Consider the following 16,294-nt stretch of genomic DNA (forward strand, 5'->3'; position numbering starts at 1 on the left):
ACTGCTATTTTTATACATACGTTTTTTTTATCCGGAGCAAACAGGATTCCAGTACAGCATCCTTCATAATAAAACTAAAATCCGTTTTCCTTTTTACATTCGCCGGGATATTCTTTAGGAATACCGGACCTTTCGTTTCATAATAAGTAGATTGCGGAATCAATTCATCAATTTCCGCATAGTAGACATTCTTAATGACTGTTTCATAACGCCCGTCCACTTTATACTGTCCAATGTAATAGAGCTTGTTTACCGTTGCCCCTGTTTCCTCCATAACTTCCCGGACAGCCGCCTGCTCTGCTGTCTCTCCAGGTTCGACCTTCCCTCCAGGAAACTCAATTCCTCTTTCTTTGTGATCCGTTAACAGCCATCTATCTTTATATCTGCAAATCACCCATACATGCTTAGGGCTTTTTGAAAATGGATGATCTAAAAAAGATAATTGTACCGTATTATTGTAAAAATCCTTAAAAACGTTCACTACTTCCACTACTTTCCCACAGGGCTGTTATCACTTATAGCTTATATCTTGAATTTTCCAGCCGTTTTGAAATGCCATCTCCACCACAAGAGTGTAACTCCCTACCATGTCATTTTCATTTTCCTGTACTACTTGTACAGAATGATTTGATATATTTATCATATCATATTCATTTTCTTCTTGAAACCATGGCTCCGTTTGTGTCGGGATAACATAAACGCCTTCCGCTTCAGCCCGGAAGTAATAGTCAACAAAGGCTGCGGCTAATTCTGGTATAACATATGCTTCAAAAGCTTCTGTAAGCTCCTGTTCTGTTGCATAATGCTTCAGCTTATACGAATCATCCGCATCCTGCTTCAATGTATCTTCTAACCCATTCAAAACGCGAATAACTTCATCCTTATCCGGCTGCATTTCTTCTGCTTCTGCAGATGCATCAATCTGATTGTTTCCTTCGCCAGCAGACTCTCCAGGTACAGTGATAGATAAAATAACGGCTGTCATCATTGTAAAACAAAGAATTAAAGCGAGCTTTCTCATCTACAAGCACTCCCTCTTCTTATCTATGTTTCCTGTCTAAACAAAACCTGTTTTTACTGATGAAAAATTCTTTATTTCTGATTTTCCATACACTATACTGTACCTTTTTATTATATCATCTAAACATTTTCATACCAAAGTACTTTTTTACCTACTCTTCATCCAATATTCCCATAGTCCGAATATGGTTCTTCGTATTTTCATCCCCCAGATCATATAACGCTTGATACACTCCTGCCATCGTTTCATCATAGACATCATTGGCAGTGTCCAAATGGTAGGGCACAAAAGGGATATGTGAACGTTTATAGCTGTCAAAACTCGCTTCATGCAGTCCTTCAAATTTTCTGCGCAGCATTAATATCTCTTCTGCCGTCGCATAAATCACAAAATCATCATTTCCCTGATACGGAATCCGGGAAATCTCACCTTGTCCAATACTGATAAAATATTTTTGTTTATCCAATATCATCACCTCACGATTATATTCTCCGCAAAAAACGAAAATAATCTCTTAAATATGAAAAAAGCGCATATACCTTTGAAGGTATACACGCCTTTTCAAACTGTTATTACAGATTATCATTATTGTCCGTATTATCCGTACGATTCTGCTGCTCCTGATTAATGGAAGTATTATCAATTGTTCTATCAAATTTCTGCAGATATTTTGCTGCAAAATCTTTTCCTCCCAAACCAAAGGCAAGTCCAAAGGCCAATGCTAATGCGGCCAGCAGCAAGATAAATGCACTATTTACAATAGTTGATGCAATACCTAATTGGGATACAGCCATAAATGCTGCCAGAATCAAAATACTATACTTGGCAAACCCTGCAAGTACACCAGTTGCCGGTCCATTTAACAGATGCAGTAATACTTTTTGCACCATTGAACCGAGTAATAAAGCAATGCCCAAAATAAGCACTGCTGCCAGAACATTTGGCAGATAAGCAGTAATCGCGGTTGCAATTCCTACCAGGAAATCCAACTGAATAATATACAATGCCTGCACCGTTAAGAAGAAAATAATTAAAATCTGTACAACATAGCCGCCAATATAAGATGGTGTCCATTTCGCCTGGTCCACTGCTTTATTATTGCTGACCGTGGAGACAAAACGATTAAATCCTAATTTAGCAAGATAACTGCTGACAAATTCGCCAATCAGTTTACCTAACCAGATGCCAACCAGAATTAAACCAATTGCAATCAAGATATTCGGAATCATCTGCACAACACTGTGCAGCATGCCAATCGCCGGCTCCGTAATCCCTGCTAATTCCAATTGTTCTAAAGCAGAGATGGTAATTGGAATCAGAATAAGAATGAAAACAATGTTTCCGACAAATTTTGCAAAAGATGTCCCTTCAAATAAATTGGACAGCTTTAATTTTTGAATCCATTTCTCTGTACCTGCTGCGTCTAATAAATTCGTTACGACACTGCGGACAATCTTCCCGACAAACCAGCCTACTGCAAAAATAAGTACGGCTGCAGCAAGTTTAGGGATAAAGTTTAAAACAGACGCCAACAGACCGCTAAACGGTTCGGCAACCCCCTGAATATTTAAAGCCTGCAGTACACCAGGAATAAATAGGAGTAAAATAAGATAGAACGCAAATTTCCCGATAGTTTCCGTTGTTTTTCGGATTCCATCCTCAGAATCAGCAACTCCTATTTTGGAAAACAGGCGCTGAATGCGCAGTTTCTTGCTTCCTTCAACAATCATCCATTGGACAACGGTTGCAATGACCCAAGCCAATAGTAAAATTAATGCTGCCTTCACTACTGCCGGTATGAAATTTAAGAATGTTGAGATCAAATCCGATAATGGATTAGCAATCATCGACAGATTAAGAATATTGAAGAACAAAATAAATGCAACAATCAGCAGTATGTAATAAACTGCTTTTGCAATAACCTTTTCTGACTTCACCGGTTCCCCTTTTAACCGGAACCGATTAAATAGCTTATCATCCCAGTTCGTTTTCTTTAACGCTTTTTCTACTACGTTGCTTATCAGTTTAGCAAGCAGCCATACGATAAGAAGAACAATAAGCGCTATAACCACATTTTGGAGTCCAGTCCAAAAGTTTGCTGTAAAATAATCGTTCATAAAGTTTTCCATTGATTTTTGCCCCTTTCTAAACAGTATAGTTAGCGCTACCCGTCATTAAAAAGAGCCAAACCTATTTTATGAAACTGTAAAGAAACAGCAAAAAATTTGTTACAAACTTGCTATGCGCCTATCGATAATTCTTTAATGCCTGACGAACCAGCTTATTTGCAGCATTTCTCGGTAATTGATCCATATAATGAATTTCCTTCGGATGTTTATAACGTGCTAATTTATCCTTTAAGAAAGAAAGAATCTCCTCTTTTGTAATCATTTTGTCCGTAACAACAAAAGCAACCGGAATTTCTCCCCATTCCTTGTCCGTCAAGCCGGTTACCCCCGCTTCCCGAATTCCTTCTATCTGCAGCAATATATTTTCAATTTCTGACGGATAAATATTTTCCCCGCCGGAAATAATTAGATCACTGCGGCGATCAACCACATATAAGAAGCCTTCTTCATCTAAATACCCCACATCGCCTGTTGCCAGCCAGCCATTTAAGAAAGATTTTTCATTCGCTTCTGGTCTATTATAATAACCAGGTGTCACCATTGGCCCCTTAACAAGTATCTCCCCAACTTCATTCGCCTGCTGTCCGCGTATTTTTAATTGCGCCGGAAACAGCGGTTTTCCTGCTGACCCCACTTTTCGAAGTGCGTCTCTCGGACTTAATGTCACAATTTGAGAAGCTGTTTCCGTCATACCATAGGACTGGAATACAGGAATTTGTTTTGCTTTCGTTTGCTGCAGCAGCGATTCTGGGGCTGGCCCTCCTCCGAGAAGCATACAGCGGAAACTCTCCGGATAACTTGATTCCCCCAGATAACTTACCAGGCGCTGCAGCATGACAGTGACAACAGAGGCAATCGTTACTTCCTTATTCATAATCGCATCGTGGACATCTTCCACATCAAATTTTTCCAATAAGTAAATTGGCATGCCGTAAATAATTCCTTTTAACATCGTGGACAATCCGCTCACATGGAATAGCGGGAGTGGAATCAGCCATTTATCGTCATTGTGCTTTCCAAAATTCAAGCTGGAGCTTGTTGCACTCCACCAGTGATTTTCATACGTATGCTGGACAGCCTTCGGAAAACCGGATGTCCCGGACGTATACATCATTGTGAATACATCAGACAGCTCTATCTCTTCCAAAAGCTGCATATGAGGAGAGGCTTTTAACTGATTCAGTTTTTCAAACGTCAGCTGTTTTATTTCTGTCAAAGCCTCCTCCTCTGCTTCTGCAACCAGCAGCGTAACTTCCGCATCTTCCATTTGCTGTTTTCGTTCGAAAGCAGTTAAGCGCATATTTAATAAAACAGCCACTGCACCTAAATAACTGCAAGCATGAATGGTCTCTATCATTTCGATGCTGTTGCCTGAAAGCACCGCCACATGATCACCTTTTGTTACATCAGCGGCAGCAAGCTTTCTTGCTTTTTCCCGGCTGTTTTCAGCCAGCTGGCTAAACGTCACGGTAGTGCCATCTTTCCATTCTACGGCTGTTTCATCGGGGGATAAATCGGCTTGTTTATCAAGCCAATGGGGAATAACTGTACTCATTTTACTTCCTCCGTCGTTATTAAAATATATTCCTTCCCTTGCGAAAAGAAACCTTTGCGTAATCTGCAAAGGTTTCTTCCATACTGACTTAAGGGAATCTAGGGAACTGTTTGAAGTTCGGCTTTCTTTTTTCTTTAAACGCGTCTCTGCCTTCTTTTGCTTCATCTGTTGTGTAGTAAAGAAGGGTTGCATCCCCGCCAAGCTGCTGCAGTCCTGCTAAGCCATCCGTATCAGCATTAAAGGATGCTTTCAGGAAGCGTAATGCCATTGGCGATTTTTCTAAGATTTCTTCACACCATTGTAAGGTTTCTTCTTCTAATTTTTCCAAAGGTACCACGGTGTTTACCAATCCCATTTCATATGCTTCTTCCGCATTATATTGACGGCACAGGTACCAGATTTCACGTGCACGCTTGTGTCCTACTAAGCGGGCTAAATAGCCTGCACCATAGCCTGCATCGAAGCTGCCCACTTTTGGTCCGGTTTGTCCAAAGATTGCATTATCTGCAGCAATCGTTAAGTCACAAACTACATGAAGCACGTGTCCGCCTCCGATTGCATATCCAGAAACCATTGCAACTACCGGCTTCGGAATGGTACGGATCAAGCGCTGCAGATCAAGTACATTTAAACGCGGAACTTCATCGCCGCCAACATAGCCGCCATGGCCGCGGACAGACTGGTCTCCGCCGGAACAGAATGCTTTATCTCCTTCTCCAGCTAACACAATCACGCCGATGGAGGAATCGTCTCTTGCATCTGTAAAAGCCTCAATCATTTCTTTTACGGTATTTGGTGTAAAGGCATTACGTTTTTCAGGACGATTAATCGTTACTTTTGCAATCCCGTTGTATTTTTCATAAATTATTTCTTCAAAGTTCTTCACTTTTTGCCATTCTACTGTCATGTTAATGACTCCTTTCAAGCGCAAGGCTTATGACGTAATATGATTTTCATTTAAGAACACATTTACCATTTTACCAAAGTTTCGCGATTTTTCCACATGAACAGCATGACCGGCTTTCGGACAAAGCATGAATGCTGCCTGTGGAATTGCTTTTTGCATCATTTGATTTATGGCGACAAATTTCTCGTCCTCTTCGCCGGCAATCAATAAAGTCGGTTTCGCAAGCTCTGATAATTGCCTCCACCAGGAGGGCTGAGTACCTGTTCCCATCGCCTGCAGAGACATCGCCAAGCCTTCCTCCTTTTGAGAAAGACGTTCATTACGGATATTCCGCTGCACATGATCCGGCAGCTGTTTTTGAGTGGCGAATAAAGGAAGCTCCTGCCATGTATCTACAAATGCTTCGATGCCATTTTCTAAAATACGCTGTGCCAGCTGCTCATCCTTTTCTTTCCTTTCACGACGGGCAGCTTCCTCTTTTAATCCTGGAGAGGCACTCTCTAATATAAGAGAAGCAATATACTCCGGATAATACATTGCAAAGCTGAGTGCGGTTCTTCCTCCCATAGAATAGCCGACGACATGCGCTTTTTTTATTCCTAATGTATCTAAAAGCTCCGCAAACAGGGTACAGCAATCTTTCATCGAAGAAATGGTACTGTCTGCCTCTCCATGCCCCGGCAAATCCAATAAAATACATTGATAGCCGGATAAATACGAGCAAGTCTCGCGCCAGGTCTCGCGTGTTCCGGTAAATCCATGTAAAAACAGCACAGGTTCTCCTTCACCGATGATTTCGTATGGTAAACCCGCTGAACTCATTGCCATCCCTCTTTTATCTCTGCCATAACACGATTCCATTTCTCCCGGTGCCAGACAGCATTTTCATCACGATCTGTTTTCACTTCAATGATGGATAAGCCGGATTGCTGATAACTTTGCTCCAGCTGTTCCTTTAAAGCACGCTCTGTTGAAACAACCTGATAAGCTGCACCATATAACGCTCCGGCTTTTTCAAAAGGCAAGTCAACCGGCGTGCCAAAAAGTGCTTCAAAATGCTTCTTATCATTAGCCTGTGGAAGAAAAGAAAAAATTCCTCCACCGTTATTATTTACTAATACAATAGTGATTGGGAGCTGGTATTGTTTTGCCGCCAGCAGCCCATTCATATCATGGAAAAAGGAGAGGTCTCCAATCAGCAGGGTAACCCGCTGGCCAGCTGCTGCTGCACCAACAGCACTTGAAATCACACCATCAATCCCATTAGCTCCCCGATTGCAAAGGATGGAAACAGCCTTCGAAGACACCATAAAAAAGCTATCCACATCACGGACAGCCATACTGTTTCCGACATATAATGTTGTCTGGTCAGGAATAACCGCTGCTATTCCGCGGGCGGCTTCTCCCTCTGTTACCTGCGTTTCTTCTCCAGATAATAAATGATTCTTAGCAATTTGATTATAATGCAGCCATTCATCCAGCCATGCTGCAGTTGAAAGCTTATCCGGCGCTTTTTCAATCAGCTGGCTGCATAGTTGTCTTGGGTCAGCATAGATATAAGCTGTATCATTGCCGGTCGGGTCACGGAAGCCTTCATTCTCTTCTACAACAAACTGCGGAATATGGCTATGCTCTTTGACATAAAACAAATATGCTTTCGATACCGGCATCGCTCCGAAGCGGATAATATAATCCGGCTGCAGCCGCTCACGGATTTCCGAATCTCGTAAGAACGCATCGTACCCTTCGATGACATGAGTTTTGTCATGTTCCCCTGTCCGCAGCTGTGATAAAGGATCAGCCAGAACAGGCAGATTCCAAACTTGAGCCAGTTCGCATACACGCTCTGCGAAATTTACATTCATCTCTGGTCCGCACACGAGGAGCCCTTTTCGAGAAGAACCAAAAAGAGCCGTAAGTTCCTGTATTTGTTCTTCGCCTAAATACTTCATGCCTTCCATTCTATTTATGCGGGCAGTAGATTTCTCTTTTTCAGCACCCCAAATATCAGGAAGGGTGAAATCTGGCGTGAGCGGTTCTCTAAAGGGAAAGTTTACTTGAACAGGCCCTTTATTCCCCTGCTCTGTAAAGGCAAAAGCCTGCGCTGCTTTTTGACGCGCATAACGCAGCATTGGCGGCGTTCCTTCCGGGGTCGCCATCTCATGAAACCATTTGACATAATCTCCATACATTTTTATTTGCTCAATGGCTTGCGGAGCCCCGACCTGACGTAATTCATGCGGACGGTCCGCTGTCAAAACGAGCAGGGGCACTCTGCTGTAAAAAGCCTCTACCACAGCCGGATAATAATTTGCAGCAGCCGTTCCTGATGTACATACCAGTGCTACCGGCCGATTTGATTTTTTCGCTAATCCCAATGCAAAAAAGGCTGCTGACCTTTCATCGATAACAATCCATTCTTTGATAGATGGATGCTCTCTAAACACCAGCGCCAGAGGAGTGGACCTGGAGCCGGGAGAAATAACAACATCCGTCATCCCATTCCTCGCCAGCTCGTCAATAAAGTTTGCAGTATAACGTGTTAAGCTTTCTGTATAATTCATTTCTCTAATCCACTCCTAAAACAGATAACATCGGCATCAATTTAATATTAGTCTCTTCATATTCACTTTCCGGAATCGAATCCTCGACAATTCCGCACCCTGCAAACAGGGAAGCTTCGTCCTTTTGGATAAGTGCGGAACGTAAGGCGACAGCAAATTCTCCATGATTATTACTGTCCATCCAGCCAATAGGTGCTCCGTACCAGCCCCGGTCCAATAATTCATTTTCCCGGATAAACGCTAACGCTTCCTGTCTCGGCGTTCCGCCAAGAGCAGGCGTCGGATGCAGACCGCTGATAATGGAAAAAATACGATGGTTTTTTTTCAGTTTTGCACGCACCGGCGTATATAAATGTTGAAGTGTTTTATATTGATGCACAGCCGGTTCAAACGGAACATTAACATCTGTACAGTAAGCCTCCATCGTATTGCGGATCATCTGCACGACATAATCATGCTCCTCGCGGTTTTTTGGGTCTCTAAACAGATTATCAGCGATTTGCTCGTCCTCTTCCATTGTCTCTCCGCGTGGTGCTGTACCGGCTAAACAGGTAGAAAGTACTTCGTCATCTTTCACTTTAACGAGACGCTCCGGCGTTGCTCCAAGGAAACAATCCTCTCCCATTTCATAGCCAAACACATAGGTATTTGGCTGCGTATCTACAAGACGCTTGAGAATGTCGGGAATGTTTGCTGATTGATTAAAATGCAGCCGTACCTCTCTTGCCAGCACAATTTTATCAACTGCCGTATTTTTCATCACATCTGTAGCCTTTTTAATTGTTTCCTTCCATTGTTCCGGATCAATCTCTGTTTTACGTTGAATGTGCAATACATATCCATCCCTCTTATTCTCTGCATTATTCAGCAGGGTCTGACGATGGTCTTGTAATTGCTCCAATACACCAGCATACGTTTCGTCTGTGCAGATGAAGCGATTTAGGGTAAGGTAATAATTCCCTTCTGCATGAGTTAGAATATAATTTGGAATAGAAAAATGACTGCAGGGAAAGTTTTCCCACAGCTTTGTCTGGGGCTTTAACGGGTCAAAAGAAAAACCTCCAAGTGCGACAACCCCAGTACCTGAAACATGATAGGGGTTATAAATAACAGCGTCACTTAATAAAGCATGCCATTCCTGCTCCACTTGTTCATAGCGAGATGGAGAATCTTTAGCAGATAATTCAAAAGCATGCCCCGCCCCCGCCATTTGAAAATCTTCATTTGCACTGGACCAAAATGTACGAGGAAGCTTTAAATCAGCCGCTTTTTCTAAAAATCTATATAAATTAACTGGATTTATTTTTTCCGTATAACTAAACAGTTTGTTTTTTTGATCTGTATGAACGGACTGTATAGCAGCTTCCAATTCAGCAGTAAACTGTTTTTCTTTTACTTCGATCATGTTGATAAACCTCCGTAATAGGTACGTGTTCAAGAATCACAAAAGAGATAACCTCTTTTTTATTATACTTCTTGAACATCCTTTCATAAGTTGGACAGGTATTTTTTATCCTCTCCTATTTTATGCCCTTTTCGTTACTTTCTCAAGAAAAGCCTACTAATTCGTTTAAATCTGCTATACTTTTCTCATTTTCCATCCATAACTGTCTGTTCCTCCCGCAAAATAGGTTTGACACGTCTCTGTCCCTTATCTAAAATAAATACGATATTGTTTTTTAGGAGGAAGCAGGTAATGACGACGAAAGATTCGGCTGATATAAAAGAATTACTGAATGAACGGGAAGGATTTCATAAATGGTGGCGGTTAATCCGGCCGCATACACTGACAGCATCCTTTGTCCCTGTTTTTGTCGGGACAATGATTGCTTTTAATGAAGGTACCATTGATTGGCTGCTGTTTTTTGCGATGATGGTTGCCTCTTTACTGATTCAGGCAGCTACCAATATGTTTAATGAATACTACGATTTTGTACGCGGATTAGATAACGATCAATCGGTCGGAATCAGCGGTTCAATTGTCCGGGACGGGATGCACCCAAAGCGGATTCGTAACATTGCTTTACTTTTTTATGCTATATCCGTTGGAATTGGTGTATACATATGTATCGCATCGAGCTGGTGGATTGCAATTATTGGTTTATTTTGCATGGCAATCGGTTATTTATATACTGGAGGTCCTATTCCGATTTCCTACACACCTTTTGGAGAATTATTCTCTGGTGTGCTGATGGGATCCGTTATTATTGGGATCACCTATTATATTCAAACGGCTTCCGTGACGACGGAAATGATCTGGATCTCCCTTCCAATTACTATATTTATCGGCTGTATTAACTTTGCCAACAATATCCGGGATCGTGATGGAGATGAGAGAGGCGGAAGAAAAACCATTGCCGTTCTTCTTGGCAGACCAAAATCAATCAAGCTGCTTGCTTTGCTGTTTATTGTTTCATTTTCAATCACTATTATTCTTATACTGACAGGCGCTCTGCCCTTATGGTCTTTCCTTACTTTACTGAGTATTCCACCGGCAGCCAGTGTCATCATCCAATTTAAGGGGAAGACAAAAGCAATTGAAATGATGCCGGCAATGGCAAAAACAGCGAAAACAAATACAATTTACGGGATGCTGTTAGGTCTCTCTTTGTTAATTTCCGGATTGTTCTAAAACGAAACTTCACGCAGTAGGGGTTTTTACGGACAGTTCTCTGTGAGAAAAGTGCTTGTTCAAAAAGTCCGATAGAAATTTGATATGTCATGTTGATTGGGCTTTTTGAACATCGTTTATAAGCATTTGTGGATAAATCATTTAGAAAGGATGGTAATCATGCAAGCGGAACATTTAACTAAAGAAGATATCACTTATTTTAAAAAAAGGCTTTTAGACATGAAAGAGGAAGCGGAAGCCCATATAGAAACAGATAATAATCAAGATGATGAACTTGCTTCCGTCAATAATCATCCGGCAGATTTAGGAACAGAGCAGTTTGAACAGCAGCGGGAGGCCGGGTTCAATCTAATGCGAAAAGAAGAGATTACAGAAATTGACGATGCGTTACAAAGAATAGAAGATGGCACATACGGAATCAGTGAAAAATCCGGAAAACCCATCCCTAAAGAAAGACTTGAGGTATTGCCTACTGCAAGCATTCTTGTGGAAGAAGCTTCCGACACAGAATAATTATCTGGGACTAAAAACAGAATAACAAAAAAGCAGAGACTTATTTTATCCAAGTCTCTGCTTTTTTTTGCATGTAACCTTCAGCGGAAAGTTTCTTTACAGCTCCCGGCTGAAGGAATTTCACTTTATATAAATCTGGTCCGCTGCTGCTGAATCCAGCTTTGCATTCTATTAAATAACGGGATAAACAAAATCGCGATAATAATTCCTTTAATAAAATTGAACGGAAGCACCCCGCCGATAACGGTAACCCACTTCACTTGCTCAGACATTTCCCAGCCCATAAACCAGCCGTACGCCGGTAAAATGAAGTAATAGTTGAGTACGCTCATGCCAACCGCCATGATAACGGTACCCGCTGCAAGCCCTGTAATAAGACCTTTTAAGCCTTTGACCCGATGATAAATGAGTGATACTGGCAATACAATCATAACCCCTGCCACAAAATTAGATAACACGCCAATCGGCTCTCCAGAACCAGATACAGCCAGATATAACAAGTTTTTAAATCCTACGACAAGCACTCCGGCCAACGGTGAGAATATCAACGATGCGATTAACGCTGGAACATCACTGAAATCGACCTTTAAATATGGTGTTGGTAAAAATGGCAACGGAAAATTGATAAAAAATAACACGAGTGAAATAGTACTTAATAATGCGATAATAATTAACTTTAACAGCTGATTTTTCTTCTTTTTTTGCATCAGTCTGCCTCCTCCATCATTTTTCCGATTCCAACTCGTGATGAAGGTTCGATGCTATTCTTTATTCTGTGTATAACCCAGAAAAGCGGTATCTCTTTACTAAACATTATCATGCCTATCCCGCTAAAAAAACCCTAAAGCTTTTGAGGCTTTAGGGTTCTGTGTCATCGCTAAATAAATACGCAAAAACATACACGTATAGTGAATAAAATAAGCTCGACATCTTCTCCCATCCAGACTATCACTGTCGGTTCTGGAATTTCACCAGATCAACTGTAACGTTATACAGTTCGCGGACTATTTCCGCCGGTCGGGAATTACACCCTGCCCCGAAGATTGGAATCGAATATTTAATTTAGGTATAGTATACCATATAAAACGCATTTGACAAGAGAAAAATTTTTAATTCAATATATCTTCACATTATCCATTTTTCTCATCATATAATGGGTTTAAATTTTCTTTTCCTGTCATATTTTCAAGCATCGTTACTAATAATTCAATTTCCATTTCCATATCTTTTTTACTTACTGTTTCTACAGGTGAATGCATATACCTGAGCGGCAAGGACACCAGCGCTACTGGCACACCTTTGCCTGTATAGCGCATTTTATCTGCATCTGTACTTGTCGCCTTAGGCGTTAACTCATATTGTAAAGGTATGTCTTTTTCCTTCGCTGCTTTTTTCAGCCACTGATTGATTTTACGGTGAATTGGAGCGCCTTTAGCTAAAACCGGACCGCCTTCTAACTCAACTTCCACTTGCTTTTTCGTATTCACATTAGGGTGGTCCGTTGCAAAGGTTACATCCATAGCGATGGCAAAATCCGGCTCTATACCAGCAGCGGCAAAATACGCCCCTCCCATATTTGTTTCTTCATTGACCGTACTTGCGCCATAAACACCAATGGACAAACCTTTTTCAGAGAGCCTGCGAATTACCTCCGCAACCATAAAAGCTCCGGTACGATTATCCAATCCTCTCGCTGAAATATAACGGTCCTGTAATATTTCCGGCTCCGTTTTGAACACACAGAGATCGCCAACCTGCACCTTCCTGAGCGCTTCTCCCTTTGATTGGAAGCCGCAATCAATGTATAAGTCCTGTACATCAAAATCACCCTTTATTCCGCCGAGATGCTGCGCATTTACCCCAACAACACCTGTAAAGGTTTCCTGATAGCCCAGCACCGTTACCCGCATCCCTACAGCTGCTTTTGGATTGACGCCACCCATTTTTTCAAAAAATAAAAAGCCTCGCTCATCGATGCGTTGAATCATTAAGCCAATTTCATCACAATGACCTGCTAAAAGTACTTTAAATGGAGCAGCCGGATTCAATACTGCAATTGCATTGCCGACATGATCTGTTCTGATTTCATCCGCAAACTCCTTAACATAGTGGATCCATTTCTTTTGAATTTCCATTTCCATACTTGATGGAGACGGGGTATGAAGTAAATCCATTAAAAAATCATATTGTTTATCTGCCATTTTATAGCCTCCTATCACCTATTCTTCCATCTAAAGTGATTTACCATTCACGCTTCATTTGAAGGAGGAAGATTTACAGAACCTCTCCATAATAAGTAACAACTGTTTACCAAATTTACAGAAGAAGGTACACTTACTATATCAAATAATTGAAATGAGGGATATAGATGTCATTAAACGAATGGTATGACAAAGGACTTGATCCAGATGAATACATTGAAGCAATGGAAGTAAATAAAGAGGATTTATTATACATCTATGATAATTTTTCATTACCAGCTGATGAAGCCTTTTTTGAAGAAGTTAAAAATAAGAACTTAAGAGCCATTATTCTTACAGAAGATTGGTGTGGCGACGCGATGTTAAATATGCCGATTCTTCTTAAAATTTCAGAGGCTGTCAATATGCCTGTTAAAGCTTTGCTTCGGGACGATAATCTTGAATTAATGGATCAATACTTGACAAACGGAACAGCAAGATCAATTCCGATTATCATTTTTATTGATTCAGAAGGAAATGAGGCTGGCAAATGGGGACCGAGGGCGTCTAAAATTCAAGCTTATATAGATGAAGCACGTGCGCAGCTTCCTTCTAAGGATGCCGATGACTTTGAGGAAAAACAAAAACAAATGCATCGTTTTATCTCCAAATCTTATCGGGACGACCAAGATAATTGGTCCATTGTTTATGAAAGTATGAAAGAAACGTTGAAAGCAATATAATATTTTCTAAAAGCATCCATTCACCTGTGTAATGGATGTTTTTTTAAAGATGGGAGCGGATATTGTCTACTCCTGCGGGAAAAGCAACAGGTAGACCTGATCAGGAAGCGGTTTTCTTCCGAAGAGACTGAAGCGTTGCTTCGGAAAGCGACTTCCCGGAGCGGACATCTGCTCTCCTCTTTTTCATAAATGCTCCAGACAAAAACACTCCCCCTGGGCATGCAAGGCAGCTGCAAAAGAAAACGAATAATGACCCCTGCTCTCTGCACATACTAACCAATATAGATTGGAGGGCTCCCGATGAACGTACGTTTTTTCAGACTGCTTTATTATCGTATACCCAATATCCTGAAACTCCTGCTGCTTGTACTGATCGCGATGCCGTTCTTTGGATACCTTATTTATTTAATTGAACCGGAAACCTTCCCTTCATTAACAGATGGTATTTGGTGGGCGCTTGTCACCGGGGCGACTGTCGGCTATGGAGATTATGTGCCGGCAACATTAATCGGGAGATTACTTGCTGCATTTTTAATTTTAAGCGGCGGGGGGTTAATTGCATTCTATATTGCATCCTTATCTACGACCGTTATTAAACGTGAAAAAAAATCACAGGAAGGAAAGCTCGCTTTTCATGGAACAGACCATTATGTCTTTATCGGTTTTAATGAACGGACCCGTCAGCTTGTCCATTTAATCATCGAATATTACTACAATAAGAAAATCGTTATCATTGACCGGACATTGAATAACCTCTCTTACACCAAATTGCCAGTCCATTACATTAAAGGCAATGCAACAGAAGATGCCATCCTGCATATGGCCAATATCAAAGCAGCATCCTGTGTTTTTATTGCTGCAGATAATCAAAAATCAGATTATGAATCGGATACACATACTATACTGACTACGATTGCTGTTCGCGGAAATAACCCTGATATCCCTATCGTTTCCGAGATTCTCTCCAAGAAGCAGATTGATAATGCTGCCCGTGCAGGAGCAACAACGATTATCCGATCAAATGATTTTATGAGCAGCCTGTTTTTTCATGAATTGGATCCCGAGGTGCAATCGACACCGTTTGAAGATATTTATCACCTTCTCACCCAGCAAAAATTTGTTCATCGAGCTGTACCTTCTTCTTTAACAGGAAGAACCTATACAGAAGCAGTCACTTCTTTCTTGGAAAAAGAGATTCTAGTAATTGGCATTATTCGTGAAAAAGACTATATCCTTCATCCGGAGACAACATATATACTTGAAGAAAAAGATACCCTTATCTGTCTCAGCAAACGGCAGCATTGAAAGCATAATTGTTAGATTAGCCATTTCCTATAGATTGTGATATACTGTTTTATTGTTGAAAAAGTACGTGTTCAAAAGATGCAGAAAAAGATAACGGTTTTAATCAGCTGATTCTCAGCAAAAATTGATAAAAACCTCACCAAAATCTGGTTTTTCTTTTTCCATCCGCTTTGGATAGCTTATAAAAGGTATAAAAAGATATAGGAGATGTTTAATGTGACTGCAAACGTAGAAATTGGTCAAGTAATAGAAGGAAAAGTAACTGGTATCCAGCCTTATGGTGCATTTGTTGCAATTGATGGAGACACCCAGGGGTTAGTTCATATTTCTGAAATCATGCACGGATATGTAAAAGATATTAATGAACACTTGAATGTCGGTGATACAGTTAATGTGAAAGTCATTCAAATTGATGAAGAAAAAGGAAAAATTTCTTTATCTATCCGCGCTACCGAGGAAGCACCAAAAGAGACGGTGAAACAAGAGAATACCGCAAACAATTATGATTCTAATAATGACTCAAGCGGTTTTAATATTCTGAAGGACAAATTGCAGGACTGGATTGACCAGACACAGAATAAGTAAGACAAAAATCGTCACCCAAGAGCGTTATCGCTCTTGGGTGATTTTCATATTCTGTTACCTCTGTTCTTCGGACTTTGTTTCTCTTCTAAACAGCCTATTATTATCCTCTTTTTTAAGAACATCCCGTTATTTTCAACCTTTTTTCCAGAACGTTATTTTC

At 40.9% G+C, this 16,294-nt stretch carries 16 protein-coding genes and 1 riboswitch; of the genes, 5 read left to right on the forward strand and 11 right to left on the reverse strand.

Going from position 1 to position 16,294, the window contains the following annotated elements:
* Positions 1-10: 10 nt before the first annotated feature.
* The 9 genes from ytkD to ACW0TQ_RS13255 all read right to left on the reverse strand — a co-directional run bounded on the left by ytkD (position 11) and on the right by ACW0TQ_RS13255 (position 9,581).
* Positions 11-481, reverse strand: coding sequence for an RNA deprotection pyrophosphohydrolase (gene ytkD / locus ACW0TQ_RS13215; protein ID WP_455725767.1), 471 nt, complete (start codon positions 479-481; stop codon positions 11-13).
* Positions 482-511: 30 nt separating this feature from the next.
* Positions 512-1,021 (reverse strand): hypothetical protein, encoded by a 510-nt coding sequence (locus tag ACW0TQ_RS13220; RefSeq protein WP_368901432.1) that lies wholly within the window; start codon positions 1,019-1,021, stop codon positions 512-514.
* Positions 1,022-1,172: 151 nt separating this feature from the next.
* Positions 1,173-1,493: a hydrolase gene (locus tag ACW0TQ_RS13225; RefSeq protein ID WP_226895252.1), complete on the reverse strand. Its 321-nt coding sequence runs from the start codon at positions 1,491-1,493 to the stop codon at positions 1,173-1,175.
* Positions 1,494-1,593: 100 nt separating this feature from the next.
* On the reverse strand, positions 1,594-3,150 hold the full coding sequence (locus ACW0TQ_RS13230) for a mechanosensitive ion channel (protein WP_226895251.1): 1,557 nt from the start codon (positions 3,148-3,150) through the stop codon (positions 1,594-1,596).
* A gap of 118 nt (positions 3,151-3,268) precedes the next feature.
* Entirely contained in the window at positions 3,269-4,705 is a 1,437-nt protein-coding gene (locus ACW0TQ_RS13235; protein WP_042530694.1) for an o-succinylbenzoate--CoA ligase, read from the reverse strand.
* An 88-nt stretch (positions 4,706-4,793) separates the two neighbouring features.
* The gene (gene menB, locus ACW0TQ_RS13240) at positions 4,794-5,612 is read right to left on the reverse strand and encodes a 1,4-dihydroxy-2-naphthoyl-CoA synthase (protein ID WP_042530692.1); all 819 of its coding nucleotides are present in this window, start codon (positions 5,610-5,612) and stop codon (positions 4,794-4,796) included.
* 27 nt (positions 5,613-5,639) lie between these two features.
* Positions 5,640-6,434 carry a 2-succinyl-6-hydroxy-2,4-cyclohexadiene-1-carboxylate synthase gene (menH, locus tag ACW0TQ_RS13245; RefSeq protein ID WP_425313004.1) on the reverse strand — a complete coding sequence of 265 codons (795 nt, stop codon included), beginning with the start codon at positions 6,432-6,434 and terminating at the stop codon, positions 5,640-5,642.
* On the reverse strand, positions 6,431-8,176 hold the full coding sequence (gene menD / locus ACW0TQ_RS13250; protein WP_042530689.1) for a 2-succinyl-5-enolpyruvyl-6-hydroxy-3-cyclohexene-1-carboxylic-acid synthase: 1,746 nt from the start codon (positions 8,174-8,176) through the stop codon (positions 6,431-6,433). The genes menH and menD overlap by 4 nt, the downstream gene beginning before the upstream one ends.
* Positions 8,177-8,180: 4 nt before the next feature.
* Positions 8,181-9,581: an isochorismate synthase gene (locus tag ACW0TQ_RS13255; RefSeq protein ID WP_042530686.1), complete on the reverse strand. Its 1,401-nt coding sequence runs from the start codon at positions 9,579-9,581 to the stop codon at positions 8,181-8,183.
* Between the two features lie 291 nt (positions 9,582-9,872).
* Between ACW0TQ_RS13255 and ACW0TQ_RS13260 the strand changes: the two genes are divergently transcribed.
* Both ACW0TQ_RS13260 and ACW0TQ_RS13265 read left to right on the forward strand, forming a co-directional pair.
* The gene (locus tag ACW0TQ_RS13260) at positions 9,873-10,808 is read left to right on the forward strand and encodes a 1,4-dihydroxy-2-naphthoate polyprenyltransferase (protein WP_042530684.1); all 936 of its coding nucleotides are present in this window, start codon (positions 9,873-9,875) and stop codon (positions 10,806-10,808) included.
* 159 nt (positions 10,809-10,967) lie between these two features.
* Complete coding sequence (locus ACW0TQ_RS13265; protein ID WP_042530682.1) at positions 10,968-11,321, forward strand: TraR/DksA C4-type zinc finger protein; 354 nt, start codon at positions 10,968-10,970, stop codon at positions 11,319-11,321.
* A 125-nt stretch (positions 11,322-11,446) separates the two neighbouring features.
* Here ACW0TQ_RS13265 and ACW0TQ_RS13270 read toward each other — a convergent pair whose 3' ends face one another.
* Complete coding sequence (locus ACW0TQ_RS13270) at positions 11,447-12,028, reverse strand: ECF transporter S component (RefSeq protein ID WP_042530680.1); 582 nt, start codon at positions 12,026-12,028, stop codon at positions 11,447-11,449.
* Positions 12,029-12,245: 217 nt separating this feature from the next.
* Positions 12,246-12,369, reverse strand: a riboswitch (FMN riboswitch).
* Between the two features lie 82 nt (positions 12,370-12,451).
* A complete protein-coding gene (locus tag ACW0TQ_RS13275) occupies positions 12,452-13,522 on the reverse strand; it encodes a M20/M25/M40 family metallo-hydrolase (RefSeq protein WP_042530679.1) in 1,071 nt (356 codons plus the stop codon).
* A 167-nt stretch (positions 13,523-13,689) separates the two neighbouring features.
* Between ACW0TQ_RS13275 and ACW0TQ_RS13280 the strand changes: the two genes are divergently transcribed.
* The 3 genes from ACW0TQ_RS13280 to yugI all read left to right on the forward strand — a co-directional run bounded on the left by ACW0TQ_RS13280 (position 13,690) and on the right by yugI (position 16,134).
* A complete protein-coding gene (locus ACW0TQ_RS13280) occupies positions 13,690-14,244 on the forward strand; it encodes a thioredoxin family protein (RefSeq protein ID WP_193065514.1) in 555 nt (184 codons plus the stop codon).
* Between the two features lie 300 nt (positions 14,245-14,544).
* Complete coding sequence (locus ACW0TQ_RS13285) at positions 14,545-15,549, forward strand: potassium channel family protein (RefSeq protein WP_042530675.1); 1,005 nt, start codon at positions 14,545-14,547, stop codon at positions 15,547-15,549.
* A gap of 216 nt (positions 15,550-15,765) precedes the next feature.
* Entirely contained in the window at positions 15,766-16,134 is a 369-nt protein-coding gene (gene yugI, locus ACW0TQ_RS13290; protein WP_042530673.1) for a S1 domain-containing post-transcriptional regulator GSP13, read from the forward strand.
* Positions 16,135-16,294 lie beyond the last annotated feature (160 nt).

The organism is Oceanobacillus sp. M60, assembly GCF_053839645.1.